The sequence below is a fragment of the Streptomyces sp. NPDC093065 genome, assembly GCF_044754585.1.
Lineage (GTDB): Bacteria > Actinomycetota > Actinomycetes > Streptomycetales > Streptomycetaceae > Streptomyces.
The window spans coordinates 47,519-64,108 of the sequence record NZ_JBIVPJ010000006.1; the positions used below are offsets into that span (position 1 = coordinate 47,519).

13 protein-coding genes are annotated in these 16,590 nt (G+C 69.4%); 9 read left to right on the forward strand and 4 right to left on the reverse strand.

Translation table 11 applies throughout. From position 1 onward, the window contains the following. Nucleotides 1-58 precede the first annotated feature (58 nt). The 4 genes from ACIQFU_RS12780 to ACIQFU_RS12795 all read left to right on the forward strand — a co-directional run bounded on the left by ACIQFU_RS12780 (nucleotide 59) and on the right by ACIQFU_RS12795 (nucleotide 6,837). Nucleotides 59-1,348 (forward strand): PIN-like domain-containing protein, encoded by a 1,290-nt coding sequence (locus tag ACIQFU_RS12780; RefSeq protein WP_402550982.1) that lies wholly within the window; start codon nucleotides 59-61, stop codon nucleotides 1,346-1,348. A gap of 219 nt (nucleotides 1,349-1,567) precedes the next feature. After that, nucleotides 1,568-3,364: a DUF4357 domain-containing protein gene (locus ACIQFU_RS12785; protein ID WP_402550984.1), complete on the forward strand. Its 1,797-nt coding sequence runs from the start codon at nucleotides 1,568-1,570 to the stop codon at nucleotides 3,362-3,364. After that, the gene (locus ACIQFU_RS12790; RefSeq protein WP_402550985.1) at nucleotides 3,361-4,617 is read left to right on the forward strand and encodes an McrC family protein; all 1,257 of its coding nucleotides are present in this window, start codon (nucleotides 3,361-3,363) and stop codon (nucleotides 4,615-4,617) included. The genes ACIQFU_RS12785 and ACIQFU_RS12790 overlap by 4 nt, the downstream gene beginning before the upstream one ends. A gap of 81 nt (nucleotides 4,618-4,698) precedes the next feature. Beyond that, on the forward strand, nucleotides 4,699-6,837 hold the full coding sequence (locus ACIQFU_RS12795; protein ID WP_402550987.1) for a UvrD-helicase domain-containing protein: 2,139 nt from the start codon (nucleotides 4,699-4,701) through the stop codon (nucleotides 6,835-6,837). A 7-nt stretch (nucleotides 6,838-6,844) separates the two neighbouring features. Here ACIQFU_RS12795 and ACIQFU_RS12800 read toward each other — a convergent pair whose 3' ends face one another. The 3 genes from ACIQFU_RS12800 to ACIQFU_RS12810 form a co-directional block, all read right to left on the reverse strand. Continuing rightward, entirely contained in the window at nucleotides 6,845-8,470 is a 1,626-nt protein-coding gene (locus ACIQFU_RS12800) for a class I SAM-dependent DNA methyltransferase (RefSeq protein WP_402551390.1), read from the reverse strand. Between the two features lie 276 nt (nucleotides 8,471-8,746). Next, nucleotides 8,747-10,021, reverse strand: a complete 1,275-nt coding sequence (locus ACIQFU_RS12805; protein WP_402550988.1) for a PQQ-binding-like beta-propeller repeat protein — start codon at nucleotides 10,019-10,021, stop codon at nucleotides 8,747-8,749. A 194-nt stretch (nucleotides 10,022-10,215) separates the two neighbouring features. After that, nucleotides 10,216-10,620 (reverse strand): winged helix-turn-helix transcriptional regulator, encoded by a 405-nt coding sequence (locus ACIQFU_RS12810; RefSeq protein WP_402550990.1) that lies wholly within the window; start codon nucleotides 10,618-10,620, stop codon nucleotides 10,216-10,218. Nucleotides 10,621-10,720: 100 nt separating this feature from the next. Between ACIQFU_RS12810 and ACIQFU_RS12815 the strand changes: the two genes are divergently transcribed. The 5 genes from ACIQFU_RS12815 (at nucleotide 10,721) to ACIQFU_RS12835 (ending at nucleotide 15,637) form a co-directional block, all read left to right on the forward strand. After that, nucleotides 10,721-11,623, forward strand: a complete 903-nt coding sequence (locus tag ACIQFU_RS12815; RefSeq protein ID WP_402550992.1) for an alpha/beta fold hydrolase — start codon at nucleotides 10,721-10,723, stop codon at nucleotides 11,621-11,623. Nucleotides 11,624-11,822: 199 nt separating this feature from the next. Next, complete coding sequence (locus tag ACIQFU_RS12820) at nucleotides 11,823-12,434, forward strand: hypothetical protein (protein WP_402550994.1); 612 nt, start codon at nucleotides 11,823-11,825, stop codon at nucleotides 12,432-12,434. Beyond that, entirely contained in the window at nucleotides 12,431-13,051 is a 621-nt protein-coding gene (locus tag ACIQFU_RS12825) for a toxin (RefSeq protein ID WP_402550995.1), read from the forward strand. Before ACIQFU_RS12820 ends, ACIQFU_RS12825 begins: the two co-directional genes overlap by 4 nt. After that, nucleotides 13,048-14,244 (forward strand): MAB_1171c family putative transporter, encoded by a 1,197-nt coding sequence (locus ACIQFU_RS12830; protein WP_402550997.1) that lies wholly within the window; start codon nucleotides 13,048-13,050, stop codon nucleotides 14,242-14,244. Before ACIQFU_RS12825 ends, ACIQFU_RS12830 begins: the two co-directional genes overlap by 4 nt. Beyond that, the gene (locus ACIQFU_RS12835) at nucleotides 14,237-15,637 is read left to right on the forward strand and encodes an FAD-dependent oxidoreductase (RefSeq protein WP_402550999.1); all 1,401 of its coding nucleotides are present in this window, start codon (nucleotides 14,237-14,239) and stop codon (nucleotides 15,635-15,637) included. The genes ACIQFU_RS12830 and ACIQFU_RS12835 overlap by 8 nt, the downstream gene beginning before the upstream one ends. On the opposite strand, the gene ACIQFU_RS12840 is transcribed toward ACIQFU_RS12835, so the two are convergent. Continuing rightward, complete coding sequence (locus ACIQFU_RS12840) at nucleotides 15,603-16,547, reverse strand: alpha/beta fold hydrolase (protein WP_402551000.1); 945 nt, start codon at nucleotides 16,545-16,547, stop codon at nucleotides 15,603-15,605. The genes ACIQFU_RS12835 and ACIQFU_RS12840 overlap by 35 nt on opposite strands. Nucleotides 16,548-16,590: the final 43 nt, after the last annotated feature.

Consider the following 16,590-nt stretch of genomic DNA (forward strand, 5'->3'; position numbering starts at 1 on the left):
TAGGGTCACAACCGGGCGCCTTGGCGATAGAGCTCGGGCGGAGGGGCTGGGGGCCGTGATGAGCAGTGTGCCGATCTCCGAGGGCGGGCGAGGGCTCTTTGATGACTTCGGGGCCTTCCGGACCCCGACGAGAGCGGATTACGCCTCCGTGCTTGCGAGGGGTCTCGTCTCCCCTGACGCGAACGTGCTGCTCAACCTCTACCGTTACACCGAGCAGGCACGCACCGACCTCCTCGGAGCGCTCAGCGCACTCGGGGAACGCCTCTGGGTCCCCCATCAGGTGCTCGAGGAGTTCTGGCGTAACCGCGAGGGTGTCATCGGCGATGCTCGGTCGACCAGCGAGAGCGCGGCCCAAGACATGAGCAAGCACGCCGATTCCGCCGTCAGGACGTTGCGAACCTGGAGCAACCGTGTGGCCCTGAGCGAAGAGGCAGTCGAAGACCTCCGCCATCGCCTGACGGAGGTTTTCGGCGAGGTGGAGAAGAAGATCAACGAAGTCGGTCAGGGCGAGTGGCAACAGATCACTCCTGACACCAACGCCGACCCGGTGATCGCCGCTTTGGAGACCGCACTGGCCGGTCGTGTAGGCACGCCCTTCGACGCCGAAGAACTCGTCCAACTCGTCGCACGCGGGCAGCAGCGTGTCAAAGACCGCGTGCCACCGGGTTACATGGATGCCAAGAAGGACGGCGATGGAGCGGTCGGTGACTTCCTCGTCTGGGAGCAGTTGCTCCGCGAAGCTACCGGCCGGCAATGCGACGTGCTTTTCGTGACCGCAGACGCGAAGGAAGACTGGTGGCGCAAGGAACGCGGTCTGAACCGCGGTCCTCGCCCGGAGCTGACGGGGGAACTCCGCGTACGAGGAGGGGGGCGCCTGTTCCTACTCTCCCCCAACGACTTCCTGAAGGTCGCCGCGCCGATTCTGCAACTCAACGTCCAGGCCGGTTCCGTCGAGGACATCGAGCGGGTGGATCGCATAGAGGCCGACTCTTCCAACGGCGGCTGGACCGCTGCGGCGCTCGAAGCCCTCTTCAACGGACTTGCCTACGAGGGTTACGGCAATCGCGTGGACGTCATTCGCTTCGCGGCCGACATGGACGGGCCCGTCGAAGCGACGTCGGTGTACGAAATCTGCGACTACGACGACGACCGCAGCCTGCGGGGCTTCACAAAGCCGATCACGCGGATCAGTAGGAAGTTGATGGAACAGGGAGTCGTCCCGGACACAGCAGTCCCTGTCCTCAAAGCCGAATACGAGAACGGCCCGGGCCGCGCCACCGGATTCAAGGTCCATCCACTTCTCGTCCCTGTTATCCAAGGTCTCACGGACACCGACGAAGAGGTGTGACTCTGGTTCCTTGTATCAGGCCGACACCGGCCCCCACCGATTTGCGGCGCCCGCCTCGTCGTATGGACGCCGCAGTGGTTCCAATCCCCCTGGCCCCCGACGCCGCACTGGCACTGTCAGGGGCCAGGCCCGTCGCGGACGGGGACAAGAGTTTCGGAGCTCGCTGTCGGTGCCTGCCAGTACGCTGCGAGAAGGATCGGATCAGCAGGTGAGGGGCACATGGCCGACGAGTATCCCGAGTTCCGGCTGCGGCTGCCGAACGGCGGGCCCTACGCGCGGGGGCGTGTGTTGCCCTCGAAGGGGATGAACGGGAGTCCGAAGTTTCTGGTGCTGGCCGGTTCGCCGGTACGCCGGGAGGTCCTACCGGGCGCGGGGCCGTACGCGACGGCGCAGCGGGAGGCTTTGATCGAGGAAGGGGCCATCCGGGAGTCGGAGCGGTGGCCCGGCCATCTGGAGACCGGCCGGGACATCGAGTGCAACTCGCCGTCGGCCGCGGCATCGATCGTGGCCGGGCGTGGCTCGGACGCTCTCACCGAGTGGCGTACGGAGGAGGACTTCCCGCTCGTCGACTATCTGGGGCATTCGTGGCGTCTGCCCCGCAAGGCGTGGCTGGTGCGCGGATCGAACGTGGCGGGGCGCGACCTGGTGAGACGGCTGTGGCTGCCCGACGGGCTGGTCACGCTCGCGGCGACACACCTGCCGCCGGTCGGCGAGGACGACCCCACCAAGAGTGCCCTGCGCCGATACGTGCAAGAGGGCTACGACGCCAGCGCCTCCTACAGTCAGAAGCAGGTGATGGTCGACGAACTGCACTACTTCCTCACCCAGATGCGTACCGGCGACACCGTCTGCACCATCTCCGGCGGACGCCTCCACGTCGGACTCGTCGACAGCACGGCCGAGCAGGTCGAGTCCGAGGGCGGGCTCACCAATCTGCGCCGGAAGGTGACCTGGCTGCGTGATGTGCCCTACGACGAGTTGCCGGAGGCCCTCCAGCAGAAGCTGTCCGTGCAACATGACGTCGTGGACCTCACCACCGTGCTTCCCCTCATCGACGGGCTCGGGCGAAGCGACGAGGAGCTGGCCGAGGAGGCCGAGGCCGAAGACCGGGACCCCACCACGGAGGTACCGGCGATCGTCGCCCGCCGTGACCCGGAATTGCCCGAGCCCACGGACGAACTGGCCACCGAACTGCTCGTCCACGATACGGCGTGGCTGCGTGAGGTGCGTGACCTGCTCGCCGACGAGCGGCAGTTGGTGTTCTACGGACCTCCAGGCACCGGCAAGACCTACCTCGCACTGAAGCTCGCCGAGTTTCTGGGGGGCGGCCCGGAGCAGGTCAAGCTGGTGCAGTTCCATCCGTCGTACGCCTACGAGGACTTCTTCGAAGGGTTCCGGCCGCAGGAGGACACGGAGACCCGGCAGGTGGCCTTCCGGCTGACCGCCGGCCCCCTGCGCGAACTCGCCGACCTCGCCTCCCGCGAGGGCAACGGGCACATCCCGCACTTCCTGATCATCGACGAGATCAACCGCGCCAACCTGGCCAAGGTCTTCGGCGAGCTGTACTTCCTCCTGGAGTACCGCAAAAAGTCGGTACGCCTGACGTACTCCGGGGACGACTTCTCGCTGCCGCCCAACCTGTTCGTCATCGGCACGATGAACACCGCGGACCGCTCGATCGCCCTCGTCGACGCGGCCATGCGACGACGGTTCGCGTTCGTGGAGTTGTCGCCGCGTACCGAGCCGACGAGTGGGCTGCTGCGTCGCTGGCTGGAGCGGGAGGGCAGGGAGCCTGAGCCCGCCGATCTGCTCGAAGCGCTCAACTCCCGTATCGACGAGCTCGACTTCCGCATCGGGCCCTCGTATCTGATGAAGAAGGGCGTCTTCCGGGAAGGCGGCCTGGAGCGGACCTGGCGGACGAAGATCCTTCCGCTGCTGGAGGAGCACCACTACGGCGAGGGTGTGGACGTCGAGGCGCGGTACGGGCTGGCCGCGTTGCGAGAGTCACTGGCATGACGACCGCCGGAGACGGTGCTCGCGCGGAAGCGGAACCCGCGACAGCGGAGGTGCTGTCCAGCGTCGAGCTGGTCGAGTACGTTGCTGCGGCCGGCCTCGCCCTGCCCGACGGTGTGGGGCAGGTGCTGGCCGCCGGAGACGTCGTCGACGCGGCGCCCGACCCGTACACGCCCGGCCGCTGGACGGTGCGGGCCGGCAGCAAGGTCGGGGCTGTGAACATCGCCCTGCCGGGCATGCGGGAACCCTTCACCGTACGAGTGAGATCCAAGGTGCCCATCGCCCGGCTCTTCTTCCTGCTCGGCTACAGCCTCGACCCCACGGGCGGATGGCGTGACAGGGAAGTGGACGTGGCCGAGCACCGGGACGTGGTGCCCGCCCTCGCCCATGCCGTGGAGCGACGGGTCGACCGTGCACTGCGCCGGGGGCTGCTTCAAGGGTACCGGGCTGCCGAGGAGAGCTCCCTGGTCGTCCGCGGCCGGATCAGGGAGGCGGAGCAGATCCGGCGGCGGTTCGGTGCGATGCTGCCGGTGGAGGTGGCGCACGACGAGTTCACCACCGACATCGCCGAGAACCGCATCCTGCGCACGGCCGTCGAGCGGTTGCTCCGGCTGCCCGGTGTCCCGCGCGAGGTGCGGCGCCGGCTGCTGCACCAGCGTGCCCGGCTCGCCGAGGTCACGCCCGTCGTACGGGGGCAGCCCATGCCCGGCTGGCAGCCGACCCGGCTCAACGCCCGGTATCAGAGCGCCCTGCGTCTCGCCGGGGTCCTCCTCGGCGGTGCTTCGGTCGAGCACGCTCCCGGCGGGCTGCGCGTCGACGGGTTCCTGTTCGACATGAACCAGCTCTTCGAGGACTTCGTGACCGTCGCGCTGCGCGAGGCCCTGCGTGGTTCGGGCCGGTTGGGCCGGCTCCAGGACAGCCACCACCTCGACGAGGCCTCGGCCATCCGCATGCGGCCGGACTTCGTGCTGTACGGGCCGGACGGCGCCCCGTGTGCGGTGGCGGACGCCAAGTACAAGGTGGAGAAGCGGGGTGGCTACCCGGATGCCGACCTCTACCAGATGCTGGCCTACTGCACCGCGCTCGGCTTGGGTGAGGGGCACCTGGTCTACGCGAAGGGCAACGCCTCGCACGCCGCCCACCGGGTGCGTCACGCCGGCATCCTGATCCACCAGCACGCGCTCGACCTGGACCAGAGCCCGGCGGGACTGCTCGAAGACATCGCTGGTGTCGCACGGCGGATGGGGGCCGGCTGACGCAACCGCGCCGGGTCCCCGCCGCCACAGCGCCCGTATGATCGACCACGCAGTGTCAGTCCGGGGTGGGGAGTGCGCATCGTGCCGCAGCTTGCGTTTGCCAACAGTTTCTGGGAGAGCTACGACGCTCTCGAGAAGCCGGTCAGGAATGGCGTGCGCAAGGCGATGCAGAAGTTCCAGCAACTCACCGTTCCTGAGTTGCAGCAGGACAAGGGACTGCACCTGGAGTCGGTCGAGAAGGCCGCCGACCGCCGCATGCGCACCATCCGCATCAACGACTTCTGGCGGGGCGTCGTACTTGCCCCTGACGACGGCAGTGATGTTTTCCTGCTGGTCAACGTGGTGGCGCACGACGACGCCTACACATGGGCGGCCAAGCGGCTGTACACGACGAACTCCGCGACGCGGGCCCTGGAAGTCCGCAACGTGAGGGCGATCGAGCAACTGACCCCACAGCTCGAGAAGGCGGCCGCCGCGGCCGAGTCGCTGCTGTTCGCCAAGTACTCGGACACCGTGTTGCGCGAGCTGGGCATCGACGATCAGGTGCTGCGGGCGGTGCGGACGATTGTCGACAAGGCTCAGCTGGAGGCGTTCGGGACGCTACTGCCGGAGGACCAGTTCGAGGCGTTGCAGTACCTCGCCGAGGGGTTCCCGCCCGAGGAGGTGTACCGGGACGTGGTCGCCGTACGTCGTCCCGTCGACGCCGGGCCCGACCCGGACGAGACCCTCGCCGCTGCCATCGTGAACACGACCAGCCGGATCACGCTGGTCAGCGGGCCGGACGAACTTGCCGACATTCTGGAGAAGCCGTTCGCGGCCTGGCGGGTGTTCCTGCATCCCTCACAGCGCCGGGTCGCCTACCGGGTGTCCTACGGCGGTCCGGTGCAGGTCACCGGCGGTCCCGGGACCGGCAAGACCGTCGCCGCCCTGCATCGGGTCAAGCACCTGCTGACCCGGTCGCCCGACACCCGGGTCCTGCTCACCACGTACACCAACGCGCTGGCCGCCTCGCTGCGCGAGAACCTGGCCCTCCTCCTGGACGGTGACGAGTCGTTGCTCGGCCGGGTCGAGGTCACGACCGTCAACGCGTACGCGCACGGTGTGGTGGCCCGTCACGACGGCAAGGTGCCCTCCCCCATCGGTGACCGGGAGGAGCGGCAGGTGTGGCAGCGGGTCGTCAAGAAGCTCGGGCTTCCGTGGACGGGGCAGTTCCTGGCGCAGGAGTACCGGCATGTCGTCCTCGCCCAGGACCTGCGCACTCTGGACGCGTACCGAGCCGCCTCCCGCCGTGGTCGTGGCAGTGCGCTGTCGCCGATCCGCAGGGAGCAATTGTGGCCCGCCGTCGAGATGTTCGAATCGATGTTGCGCGACCAGAGGGCGACGACGCATCTCAAAGTGTGTGCCCGGGCGGCCGAACTGCTCGCGGCGTCGGCGCCGACGCACGACCACGTGGTGGTCGACGAGGCGCAGGACCTGCATCCGGCTCAGTGGCGTGTGCTGCGTGGCGCGGTGGCACCGGGCAGTGACGATCTGTTCCTCACCGGGGACCCGCATCAGCGGATCTACGATTCGAGGGTCTCGCTCGGTTCGCTCGGCATCGCGGTGGCGGGACGCACCCACCGGCTGCGTATCAACTACCGCAGCACCGAGGAGATCCTGGCCTGGTCCACGGGCATCCTCAGCCCTGTCTCCGTCGACGACCTGGGCGGTGAGGGCAGCGACACGCTCGCTGGCTACCGTTCGCTGCTGCACGGGCGCAGGCCACAGGTCGGAGGGCACGGCTCGGAGCACGCGGAGATCGCGGCGCTCGTCGAGCAGGTCCGCAGGTGGATCGCACAGGGCATCAAGCCCTCCGAGATCGGCGTGTGCGCCCGGTTCAACGTGCTCCTGGACAAGGCCTACGACAAGCTGACGGCGGCCGGCGTTCCCGTGGTTCGGGTCAAGGACCAGCCGGCGCCCGGCGCGGACGGGGTGCGCCTGGCCACGATGCACGCCATGAAGGGGCTGGAGTTCCGCTGTGTCGCCGTGCTCGGAGTGACCGCGGGAGCAGTGCCGTTCGCCCGCGAGGTGACTCCCGCGGCCGTGGACGCGTTGCAGCACGACTCCGACCTGCTGCGGGAACGCTGCCTTCTGTTCGTCGCCTGCACCAGGGCGCGTGAGGCGCTGGCGGTCTCGTGGAGCGGGGCCGGGAGTCAGTTCGTACCGGACAGCAGGTCGTGACGGGGCATCACCCTCGCGGTTGGAGCGCGCCGTTGCCGATGCCGTCGCGGGCCAGTTCGGCGGCCTGCCTGCTCAGCTCGGCAACCCGGCGCGCCCGTTCCTCGAACTCCTGCAGCCTGCGGAACGCGGTTCCGTAATGGCGCTGCTCGGCAATGTCCATCTGCGGAATGCGGGCTCCCTTTCCGTCAAGCCGGAAGGTCCCGCTGGCGCTCGTGGAACGCCGGGTGTTGGACGTGCTGCGCAGGAAACCCCGTAGGAAGTCCGTGTCGAGCTGGTCGCTGGTCGAGACGGGCTCCAGGCCGCCGTACTCGACGAGACCGGCGCGGGCCAGGTCGGACACGCTCACGGAGGAGCCGTCCAGAGCACCGGGGCCCTCGCCCGCGATCAGCTCCGGCAGCAACTCGGCCAGCAGGCGCACCTGCTCACTCAGTTCCTGCCTAATGGCCCCGTACTCGGTCGCGTAGTCGCGGTGCGACTCCTCCACATAGCGGCCGGGCGTGAGGTCGACCGTGTCGTCGAGGAGATCGATGAGCGGGACGTCCGCGATCTGCTCGGGTGCCGGCTCCAGATCTCCGTCCGGGTCGTTGGCGGTCAGGTCGATCATGCGCACGCTCGTCGCGGCGTCGCCGACGGTCGATGGGCGGCGCAGGTGCCACAGGTGCACGGGGAGGGCGTGCGAGGCCGCGCTGCCCGCCGGCAGGGAGACCACCTGGGTGAGGACGCCGCGGCGTACCAGCTCGGCGCGGATGCGCCGGCCCGCCTTGCGGTATGCGACCGACGCGGGCATGACCACGACGACCCGACCACCGAGGGCGGTGTGGGCGTACGCGTGCTGGAGCCAGGCGAGCTCGCCTTCGGCGCGCGAGGGTGTTCCGAGCTCCCAGCGGGAGTCGAGAAGCAGTTCCTCCCGACCCCAGTCTGCGTCTCCCACCGGGGGGTCGCAGACAACGAGGTCCGCCTTGAGGCTCGGCCACTTGTCGTCGCGCAGGGAGTCTCCGGCAACGACGTCCACGTCGGTACGTCCCGTGAGATCCGCGCGCAACTGGGCGAACCGAGCACTGTGGGGCTCACTCTCCTGGCCTCGCCGTCGCGGCCCGCGGTCCGGACCGACGGCGAGCAGCAGAGTACCGATGCCGCACGCCGGATCGAGGACGGTGGCGTCGGAGGCCACCTCGCCCGCGAAGTGGCGCAGGGCCCGGACGATGCGCGGCGAGGTGACCTGGTCCGACCCGGCCCTGCGTACGGAGTCCGTGAAGCGCTCCGCCAGAGCCTCCGCCACGTCGCTTGCCGGTCCCCTCTCGGCGAGGACATGCGCCAGGCGAACGGCTTCTGCCGGCAGCTCGCACGATTCCGGCGCCTTCCCCTCGGCGAGAACCTGCGCAACCGCCGCGAGTCCCTGGACCATGTCCTCGCCGTACGTCGCCCGCAACGCCTGCCAGAGCTGTACCTCCTCGGATACGTCCTGGCCCTTCCGCTGCTTGCTCAACCACGTCTGCACATCAGCCAGAGCGAAGAGCGGGCTGTTCACACTTCCACCGGCAGGCGCGGGAAAGTCCTCGTACCGCCGCCTCCAATTGGAGACCGCGGCACGGGTGACGCCTGCGAGCCGAGCGATCTCGGAGCCGGTGACCATGGGGGCGTCCGGGACCGCGGGAGTGTCTACCATAGTCCGTAACCGTACACACCGCCTACCGCCGATTCAATGAACCTTTCGTTGACTGCGCTAACGGCACATTGGGGCGATCCACTCGTAAAACACGTGCCGGACTGCACAGGCAGCGGAACGATTGGGATGCTAGCCCGTTCGCTTCGAGACTCAGGCATCGAGTCGATGCATCCCCACAGCGCACGGTGGCCGTTACGGGCGGGGCCTGGCGTCCGCCACTGTTCCGCTGCCGCTCGACCCGCGTCACACCGGCAGCGCATGCAGCTTCTTCCCGTGCAGGGCGAAGACGCGCCTGCCGTCGGTCGCCACCAGCCAGGCGTGATAGTCGCCCGTCTTGTCGTTGAACGTCCAGCGCACCGCACCGGTTTTCGCGTCCATGGCGATGATGCCGCCCTGCTTGTCCAGGTCCGTTGCGCCGTAGAGGGTGTCGCCCGCCTTGACGTACTGGCGCGGTACCTGGAGCCCCGCGTCCGCCAGGGCTTCGGACTTCCAGAGCTGTTTGCCGGTCCGTGGGTCGACGGCCCACATGGTTCTGGCGCTGTCGGCGATGTAGAGGACGTCCTCCAGTACCGCCGGTTCCCTGAAGAGGGACCCGTCCGACGCGTCCAGGGACCACTTCTCCTTGCCGTCGGCCAGGTCGAATGCCTGGAGTGCGTTCCCCTGGGGGACGATGACCAGGTCCTGGTGGACGGTGAAGAAGCCGTAGTTCGTCTTGGTCGTCTTGTGTGTCCACACCTGCCCGCCGCTCGCGGTGTCGCGCACGGTGAGGTTCTTCTTGAAGTCGGTGTAGACGAGGTGGCGGCCCCGGACGGCGGCGTGGATGCCGTTCTGCTCGGTGCCGAGATCGCGCTGCTCCTTCCAGGCGACCCTGCCGGTGGTGCTGTTGAGGGCGGCGATGACGTTGGTCCTGGACGAACCGTCGTCCTCCAGGATCTCGGCGATCACGTACACCTGCTCGCCGTCCACCGCGATCGGCCGCGGCTGCCGGTACTCCTTGCCCAGCCGGCTGCGCCAGGTCTCCTTGCCGGAGGCCGGGGCGTATCCGATGACGGAGCCGTCGTACTCGCTGCTGGCCAGGTACAGGGTGTCCGCGCTGAGCAGCAGGGGTGCGCCGGGGACCGCACCGCCCGGCAGGGACCACTTCTGCCCGCCGGTCGCGGCGTCGAGGGCGGCCAGCGGACTGCCACTGGCGATCACGACGCCGCCCGCGGCCACCAGTTCGTCGTTGTCCCCGTAGGTTTCGGCCGAGGTCGACTTCGTCCACAGAGGTTCGGGAGCCTGGCCCTTCTTGCCGGTGCCGCCACCGTCGTCGGAGCCCTTGCCGTCGCCCTTCGGCTCGTCACCGCCGGCGCTTCCCGGTTCCTCGACGTCCACGGCGTCGTCTTCGCAGCCGACCGTACCGGCGGTCAGCGCCACCAGTGCGAGACCGCCGCCGGCCCACCGCAGTACACGCCGTCGGGACGAAGAGGGGACCGCCTCAGGTGTTCTGTCGTCCGACGTGCTGTCCCGCATGGTCATGTGCCGTACCCCCGTGATTCGTCGGTGCAGGAACCCGAGCAGGAGGCCCACGCCGTACCGAACACACGCACGTACGCCTCTGCGACCAGGAACGTTAGCCGGACTCCCGTGACGCCCACACCGCCGGATCGCAACCGCGACAGCACCGTGAAGCAATCGAGACAATCTTTGAACGGGGCGGGAACGGTCTCCTCTCAGTCGGCCGTGTCTTCCTGACTGCGCCGGTTGGCCCGGTCCACCTCGGGCATGTGTGCCTCGGCCCACTCACGGAGTGCGGCCAGCGGTTCCTCCAGCGTCAGGCCGAGCGGGGTCAGCCGGTAGTGGACGCGGGGCGGGACGGTCGCCTCGACTCGGCGGTCGACCAGGCCGTCGCGGGTGAGGCTCTGGAGGGTGACCGACAGCATCTTCTGCGAGATGCCGGCCATCCTGCGCTGCAGTTCCGCGAAGCGCACCTCCTCCGGGGATGCCTCCGCGAGCACCTTGACGGCCATGGACGTCCACTTGGTGCCGATCCGGTCGAGGAGTCGGCGGGTGGGGCACTGGGGGTCGAACAGGTCTCCCCGGGGGACCTTCGGAGCGCGTGACGTGGAGGAGGTCACCTGGAGCTCACCACCTGTGGCAGAAGTGCGGTCTGGGATCGCCCAGCCTAGTTACCTATCGTTTTCTTGTCACCATTGGTAACCACCTGCAGGAGTAGCCGTGTCCATCGACTCACCTCACCACCCCTCCGATCTCCAGCCTCAAGGCGTCGAACTCCGGCGCCTCGCGGTCAACGGCGTCGAAATCAACGTGGCCCTCCACGGCGAGGGTCCCGCCGTGCTGCTGCTGCACGGCTTCCCGCACACCTGGCAGCTGTGGACCCGTGTCATGGGCCCCCTGGCGGAACACCACAGGGTCATCGCACCGGACATGCGAGGAGCGGGAGCGAGTACGCGTGCGACGGGCGGTTACGACGCCGGCACCCTCGCTTGCGATGCCGAATCGCTGCTGGACGCTCTCGATGTACGTTCGGCCGCTGTCGTCGGCATCGATGCCGGAACTCCACCGGCGTTTCTGCTCGCGATGCGTCGGCCCGACCTCGTCGGGCGGCTCGTGGTCATGGAATCGCTGCTGGGCAGGCTGCCGGGGGCCGAGGAGTTTCTCGCGCGGGGAGTGCCCTGGTGGTTCGGGTTCCATGCGGTGCCGGGTCTCGCGGAGACGGTGCTGGCCGGGCACGAGGCCGAGTACGTCGACTGGTTCCTGGACGCCGGTTCCCTCGGGGAGGGTGTCGATGCCGCCGTCCGGAACTCCTTCGTGCGCGCGTACACGGGGGCCGAGGCCTTGCGCTGCGCCTTCTCGTACTACCGGGCCCTGCCCACGAGCAGCGTGCAGATCGCCGAGGCCGTCGACGGTGGGCGGTTGACCGTCCCCACCATGGCCGTCGGCGCGCATCCGGTGGGCCGGGCTCTCGAACGGCAGCTGCGTCCGGTCGCCGATCGCCTGGTCGGCCACGTGATCGAGGACTGCGGGCACATCATCCCGCTGCATCGTCCCGAAAGGTTGCTACGCCTTCTCGAACCGTTCCTCGCCTCGGGCCCTCGGGGCTTGCCTCCCAGGGGCTGAAGGGAACCGGCCCCGGCCACGTGCCTGAGCCTGCCCCGTCGTCCGGACCGGTGAAGACGTCGCCGGGCGCTCGATCCGGACAAGCATCGATGATCCCGACTCAACGACCGTTGCTCATCGGCGTGTTCATCACATAGGGTCCCGCCAACGACACCACGGCCATGACCCAGGCGTCAGTCCACGACCCAGGAGTGCGACGGTGGCATCACCCTCTCCCCTCTCCGAGACCTTGCGGCGTCTCGACAAGGTCGTCCAGGAGAAGGCAGTCCGTTCCGAGCTGCTGGACGTAGCCGACCTCGCCGCCAGGACGGCCCTTCCCGTGTCCACCGTCCGCACCCTGCTCCGCGGCGGTGCGCCGCCGGACGACTCCGTCAACGACCGGGTCCGGGCGCGGATCGCGGCGCTCGCCGAAGCCGAGATGGCCGTCACCGGCAAACGTATGTCCGACCTGGCCTCGGACATCTCCGAGCGGCTGGGAGTCTCGGCGTACTGGGCCCGTCAGGTATGCGACGGCAAGAAGGTGCCCAGCGTCGAGCTGCTCCACGGGCTCGTCGAGTACTTCGGGGTCGAGGAGGGGGAGGCGTACTTCACCGCGTCGGCCGCCGACGCGCTCAACCGGGCCCTGCTTCCTCTCCTGGACAAGCTGGAACACCCCGAGAGCGACCCCGTGCTCGCCCTGATGGACCGGTACGGTGTGCGGTCCGCCGACCTGCGCGTGCACGGTTCCCTGACCCGCGAGCAGTTGGAACGCCTTCTCGAAGGGGTCCTGCGGTCCGTCGTGCCTCCGGACGGAGGTCGGGAGCAGCCGTGAGCACCAAGGCGATGAAGACCTTACTCACGGTCCTGGGGCGGCACGCCGCAGGGGCCGTTCAGCGGCCGGCCGAGCCGCGGGAGGTCATGGAGGCCTTCTGCGAGGCGATGAGCGCACGGACCGGCAGGCCGATCCGCCTCGTGTTCCGGGGGTTCCCGCCGGACATTCCGGTCTCCGGCATGCGTCTGGACTGCGGGGACCACTCCATCGTCGTCGTGGAGGAACACACGGTCCCCGAAGCCCAGTTGGTCATTCTCGGCCATGAGCTGTGGCACGAGGAGCAGGGGGACTGCGGACACCACGTCGCGGGGATGCCCACCGCCGCCCGTGCCCTGCCCACCGAGCGGGCCGGGGAAGTGATCGAGCGGGCCGTCGAACAGATCCTGGCGGCACACGAGGTGCCCCCGGACGCGCTGCTTGCCGTCGCGGCCCGTACCGAATCGCGTGACGACCGTGATGACCACGAGGCGGACGCCGAGACGTTCGGGCTGCTCTTCGGCCGGGAAGTCCGCACCTGGACGAAAGGCCGCTACGCGCAGGGTCCGGTCAGCGCGGACACCGTGGAGGGCCGTATCAATCTGTCCCTGAGCAACCGCGCCGGGCACATGCTGTCATGAGCCCGTCCTTCCACGTCCCCTACATCGTGCCCACCGTGCTGCTGGCGCTGGCCCTCGTGCTGAAGCTCCCCACGTTCCTGCGGGCCTCGCGCGACCCCGAGGTCAGGGCGACCATGCTCCTGCTGACCTGGGCCACCGCCGTCCTGGTGGTGATCACGCCGGTCAACATAGAGCGGCTCAACGTCCTCACGGGAATACCGAACATCGCCTCCCCGTGGGCCTATTCGTTCCTCACCGCATTCTGCGCCACCGGCCTGACCATGATCATGCGCTGGCGGGAGGAGCCTTCGGCCGGACGGCGGCGCGCGATCCGCCGCATCTACTGGCTCTACGCAGGCGTCGTCGTCTTCCTGTGGCTGACGTTCTTCCTGGCCGACGTCCCCACCGCGCGCGTCTACGACCTGGACACCTACTACGCCGGCACACCCTGGATGCGCGAGCACATCCTCCTCTACATCGCCGCGCACACCGTCTCGTCCCTCGTGGCGGTCTCGATGCTGTGGCGGTGGTTCCCCGAAGTCGCCAACCGCTGGCTGAAGGCAGGAGTGGTCTTCCTGCAACTGGGGTTCGCTTCGGGGCTCGTCTTCGACGGGGCGAAACTGGCCGCGATCGGCGCCCGCTGGTCGGGGCACGACTGGGACGTACTGAGCACGCAGGCCGCGCCTCCGTTCGCGCTCATGGAGGCCGCCCTCGTCGCGCTCGGCTTCATCGTCCCCCAGACAGGGCCTTTCCTCCAGAAGTGGATCCGGGACCGGCGCGAATACCGTCGGCTCGCGCCGCTGTGGCACGCGCTCCGCATCCTCACCCCAGCGGCGGCCGAAGCCCGCTTCGGCCCGTGGACCCCGCTCGACCTGCGCCTGCTGCAACGCCGGCAGCGCATCCACGACGCCCTGCGCATGCTCGGCCCGTACGTCGACCCGGTCCTCTACCAGCGGGCCCGCGAAGCCGCACGGGCCGGGGACGGCGTCCCGGACTCGGACGCGGACGGTGTCGCCGGAGCCATCGCGATCGGTGCCGCCATCAGCGCCTACCAGCAGGGCGGGCCTCCGCTCACCCACCTCCGGGAGCCGCAGTCGGGCGTGGTCGTGGGCGGTCGTATCGAAGACATCGCGTCCGCCCTGCATCGACCCCGACTTCTCCAGGACGTCCGCCGACGCATGCCCCGCACAGAAAGCGCCCAACACCATGGCTGAAGGAAGCTTCACCCGCCGGCCCACCGCAGTGGTCATCGGCGCCAGCGCCACCGGTCTGCTCGCCGCGGCGGCCCTCGCGGACTTCGCCGACGTCACCGTCGTCGAACGCGACCGCCTGCCCGACGGGCCGGAACCGCGCAGGGGCGTACCGCAGGCCCGCCACGCGCACCTGGTGTGGAGCGGAGGAGTCAAGGCCTTCGACGACCTCCTCCCCGGTCTCACCGGGGAGATCGTCGCCCACGGCGGCCGTCTGGTCCACATCATGGGCGACATGGTCTCCCGGGCCCCCAACGAGGTGTGGTTCCGCCGTTTCACCGCCACCCACCACCGCAACCTGGTGTGCTCCCGCGACCTCCTCGACTCCGTACTGCGCGACCGCGTCCTGGCCGACGACCGCATCGCACTCCGTCAGGAGACCACCGCGCTCGGCCTGGAAGGCGAAGCCGCCGCCGTCACCGGCGTCCGCCTGCGTTCCGGCGGCGAGGAAAGCACTCTGGGTGCGGACCTGGTCGTCGACGCCTCGGGCCGAGGGTCGCGCGCGCCGCAATGGCTCACCGCGCTGGGAGCGCCTCGCGTCCCGGAGCGGGAGGTCAACGCCGGTCTCGTCTACGCCACCCGCCTCTACCGCGCCCCCGAGGCGACCCGGGGCACCGACTTCCCCCTCGTCAACGTGCAGGCCAACCCGGCCAAGGCACCTGGGCGCGGAGGCATCATCCTGCCCGTCGAGGGGAACCGCTGGATCGTCACGCTGAGCGGCACCCGGGGCGGCGAACCCGGCGACGACCCGGGGGCGTTCGTCGACTTCGCACTCGGTCTCGACGATCCCGTGATCGGCGAACTCGTCAAGGATCTCGAGCCGCTCGGGGACGTCACCACCACCCGTGCCACGGCCAACCGCCGTCGCTATTACGAGCAGGTCAAACACTGGCCGGACGGCTTCCTCGTCCTCGGGGACGCCGTCGCCGGCTACAACCCCGTCTACGGCCACGGCCTGACCGTCGCCGCCCAGTGCGCCCTCGCCGTCCGCGACTCGCTCGGTGTCACGGGGGTGGGGAGCCCGGGCCTGGCACGCCGTCTGCAGCGCGCCGCCGCACGGCCGGTGGCCGCCGCCTGGGACCTGGCCGTCGGCCAGGACGCCCTGTATCCGGGAGCCACCGGCACCCGGCCCAACAGCGTCGAACGTCTTTTGGCGCGTTTCGTCGACAAAGCCGTGGAGACCGGCGCGCGCAATCCGCGCGCCATGGCGGCCCTGCTGGACGTCATGAGCCTGGAGCGGCCCGCGACCCGCCTGTTCTCCCCCGACATGCTCGTCCCCATGCTCGTCGGCCCCAGAAGGCCGCACCTGCAAGGGCCGCCGCTCACCGACGCGGAGCGGAAGAGCGCTGCGCCGTAGCGCCGTGGTGCCGCAGTACCGTGCTTTCGCCCGCGTCGAGCCGCTGCCAGAAGGCGATCAGTGCGCGGGCCGTCTCGGTGGGGCGTTCCACGTTGGGAGAGTGGTCGGCGCCTTCGACGATCGTCCGGTCGGCGGCGAGGCGGGTGGCCATGTCGTCCTGCCACGGGACCGGCCAGGCGTAGTCGCTGCTGCCGGAGAGGACCAGTTTGGGGATCGGTACGGCGGCCAGTTCGGCGACCCGGTCCGGTTCCGTGAGGAGTTGGCGGCCCGTCGTGGCGAGTTGCTCGGGGGCGGTGTTCAGCCAGCGCCGGTGGAGGAACTCCGCGACGTCGGGCGGGGTTTCGGCCGCCGTCTGCTCCGACCGCGGTGACTTCTGCATCTCCCGCCACAGGATCTCCTTGCCCAGCGTCGGCAGCCACTCGACGAGCAGCCGTACGCGCTCCTGCTGCTCGGGCCGAACGGCGGCCGGACCCGATCCCATCAGGGTCAGGGAAGCCCAGGGGCGGGGAGCGGACGCGGTGAGGACGGCCTCACGGGCGGTCAGGGCGCCCAGGGAGTGGCCGAGGAGGTGCACCGGGGTGCCCGGTGCCTCGCCGAGTGCCGTCGTCTGAGCGCGTACGTCGGCGGCCAGTTCGGGTTGCGCGTACGCCTTCTCGTCCGCCGGGCCGGGGGTTTCGTGCTGGCCTCGGCCGTCGACCGCCACCGTGCGGTAGCCCGCGTCGCTCAGTGGCCGCAGCAGGGGCAGGAAGTCCTCCTTGCTGCCGATGAAGCCGGGCACGAGCAGCACGGTGCCGAGGTGTGGGACGCCCGCGGGCGGGGTGGAGTCGAGGACGGCGAAGGACCCTCGGCCGGTCTTCAGGAGTCCCGCTCGGGTCCGTGGGGGGAGGGCGAGGTTCGGGGGGCGGCTCATGGGAGGAGGGTAGGGGGCGGGGGGTCGGCGCTCGTGCGGTGTT

Coding starts and splice junctions, on each gene's coding strand:
- ACIQFU_RS12780 (WP_402550982.1), top strand. CDS start 59: ATGAGCAGTGTGCCGATCTCCGAGGGCGGGCGAGGGCTCTTTGATGAC.
- ACIQFU_RS12785 (WP_402550984.1), top strand. CDS start 1,568: ATGGCCGACGAGTATCCCGAGTTCCGGCTGCGGCTGCCGAACGGCGGG.
- ACIQFU_RS12790 (WP_402550985.1), top strand. CDS start 3,361: ATGACGACCGCCGGAGACGGTGCTCGCGCGGAAGCGGAACCCGCGACA.
- ACIQFU_RS12800 (WP_402551390.1), bottom strand. CDS start 8,470: ATGGTCACCGGCTCCGAGATCGCTCGGCTCGCAGGCGTCACCCGTGCC.
- ACIQFU_RS12805 (WP_402550988.1), bottom strand. CDS start 10,021: ATGACCATGCGGGACAGCACGTCGGACGACAGAACACCTGAGGCGGTC.
- ACIQFU_RS12830 (WP_402550997.1), top strand. CDS start 13,048: ATGAGCCCGTCCTTCCACGTCCCCTACATCGTGCCCACCGTGCTGCTG.
- ACIQFU_RS12835 (WP_402550999.1), top strand. CDS start 14,237: ATGGCTGAAGGAAGCTTCACCCGCCGGCCCACCGCAGTGGTCATCGGC.
- ACIQFU_RS12840 (WP_402551000.1), bottom strand. CDS start 16,547: ATGAGCCGCCCCCCGAACCTCGCCCTCCCCCCACGGACCCGAGCGGGA.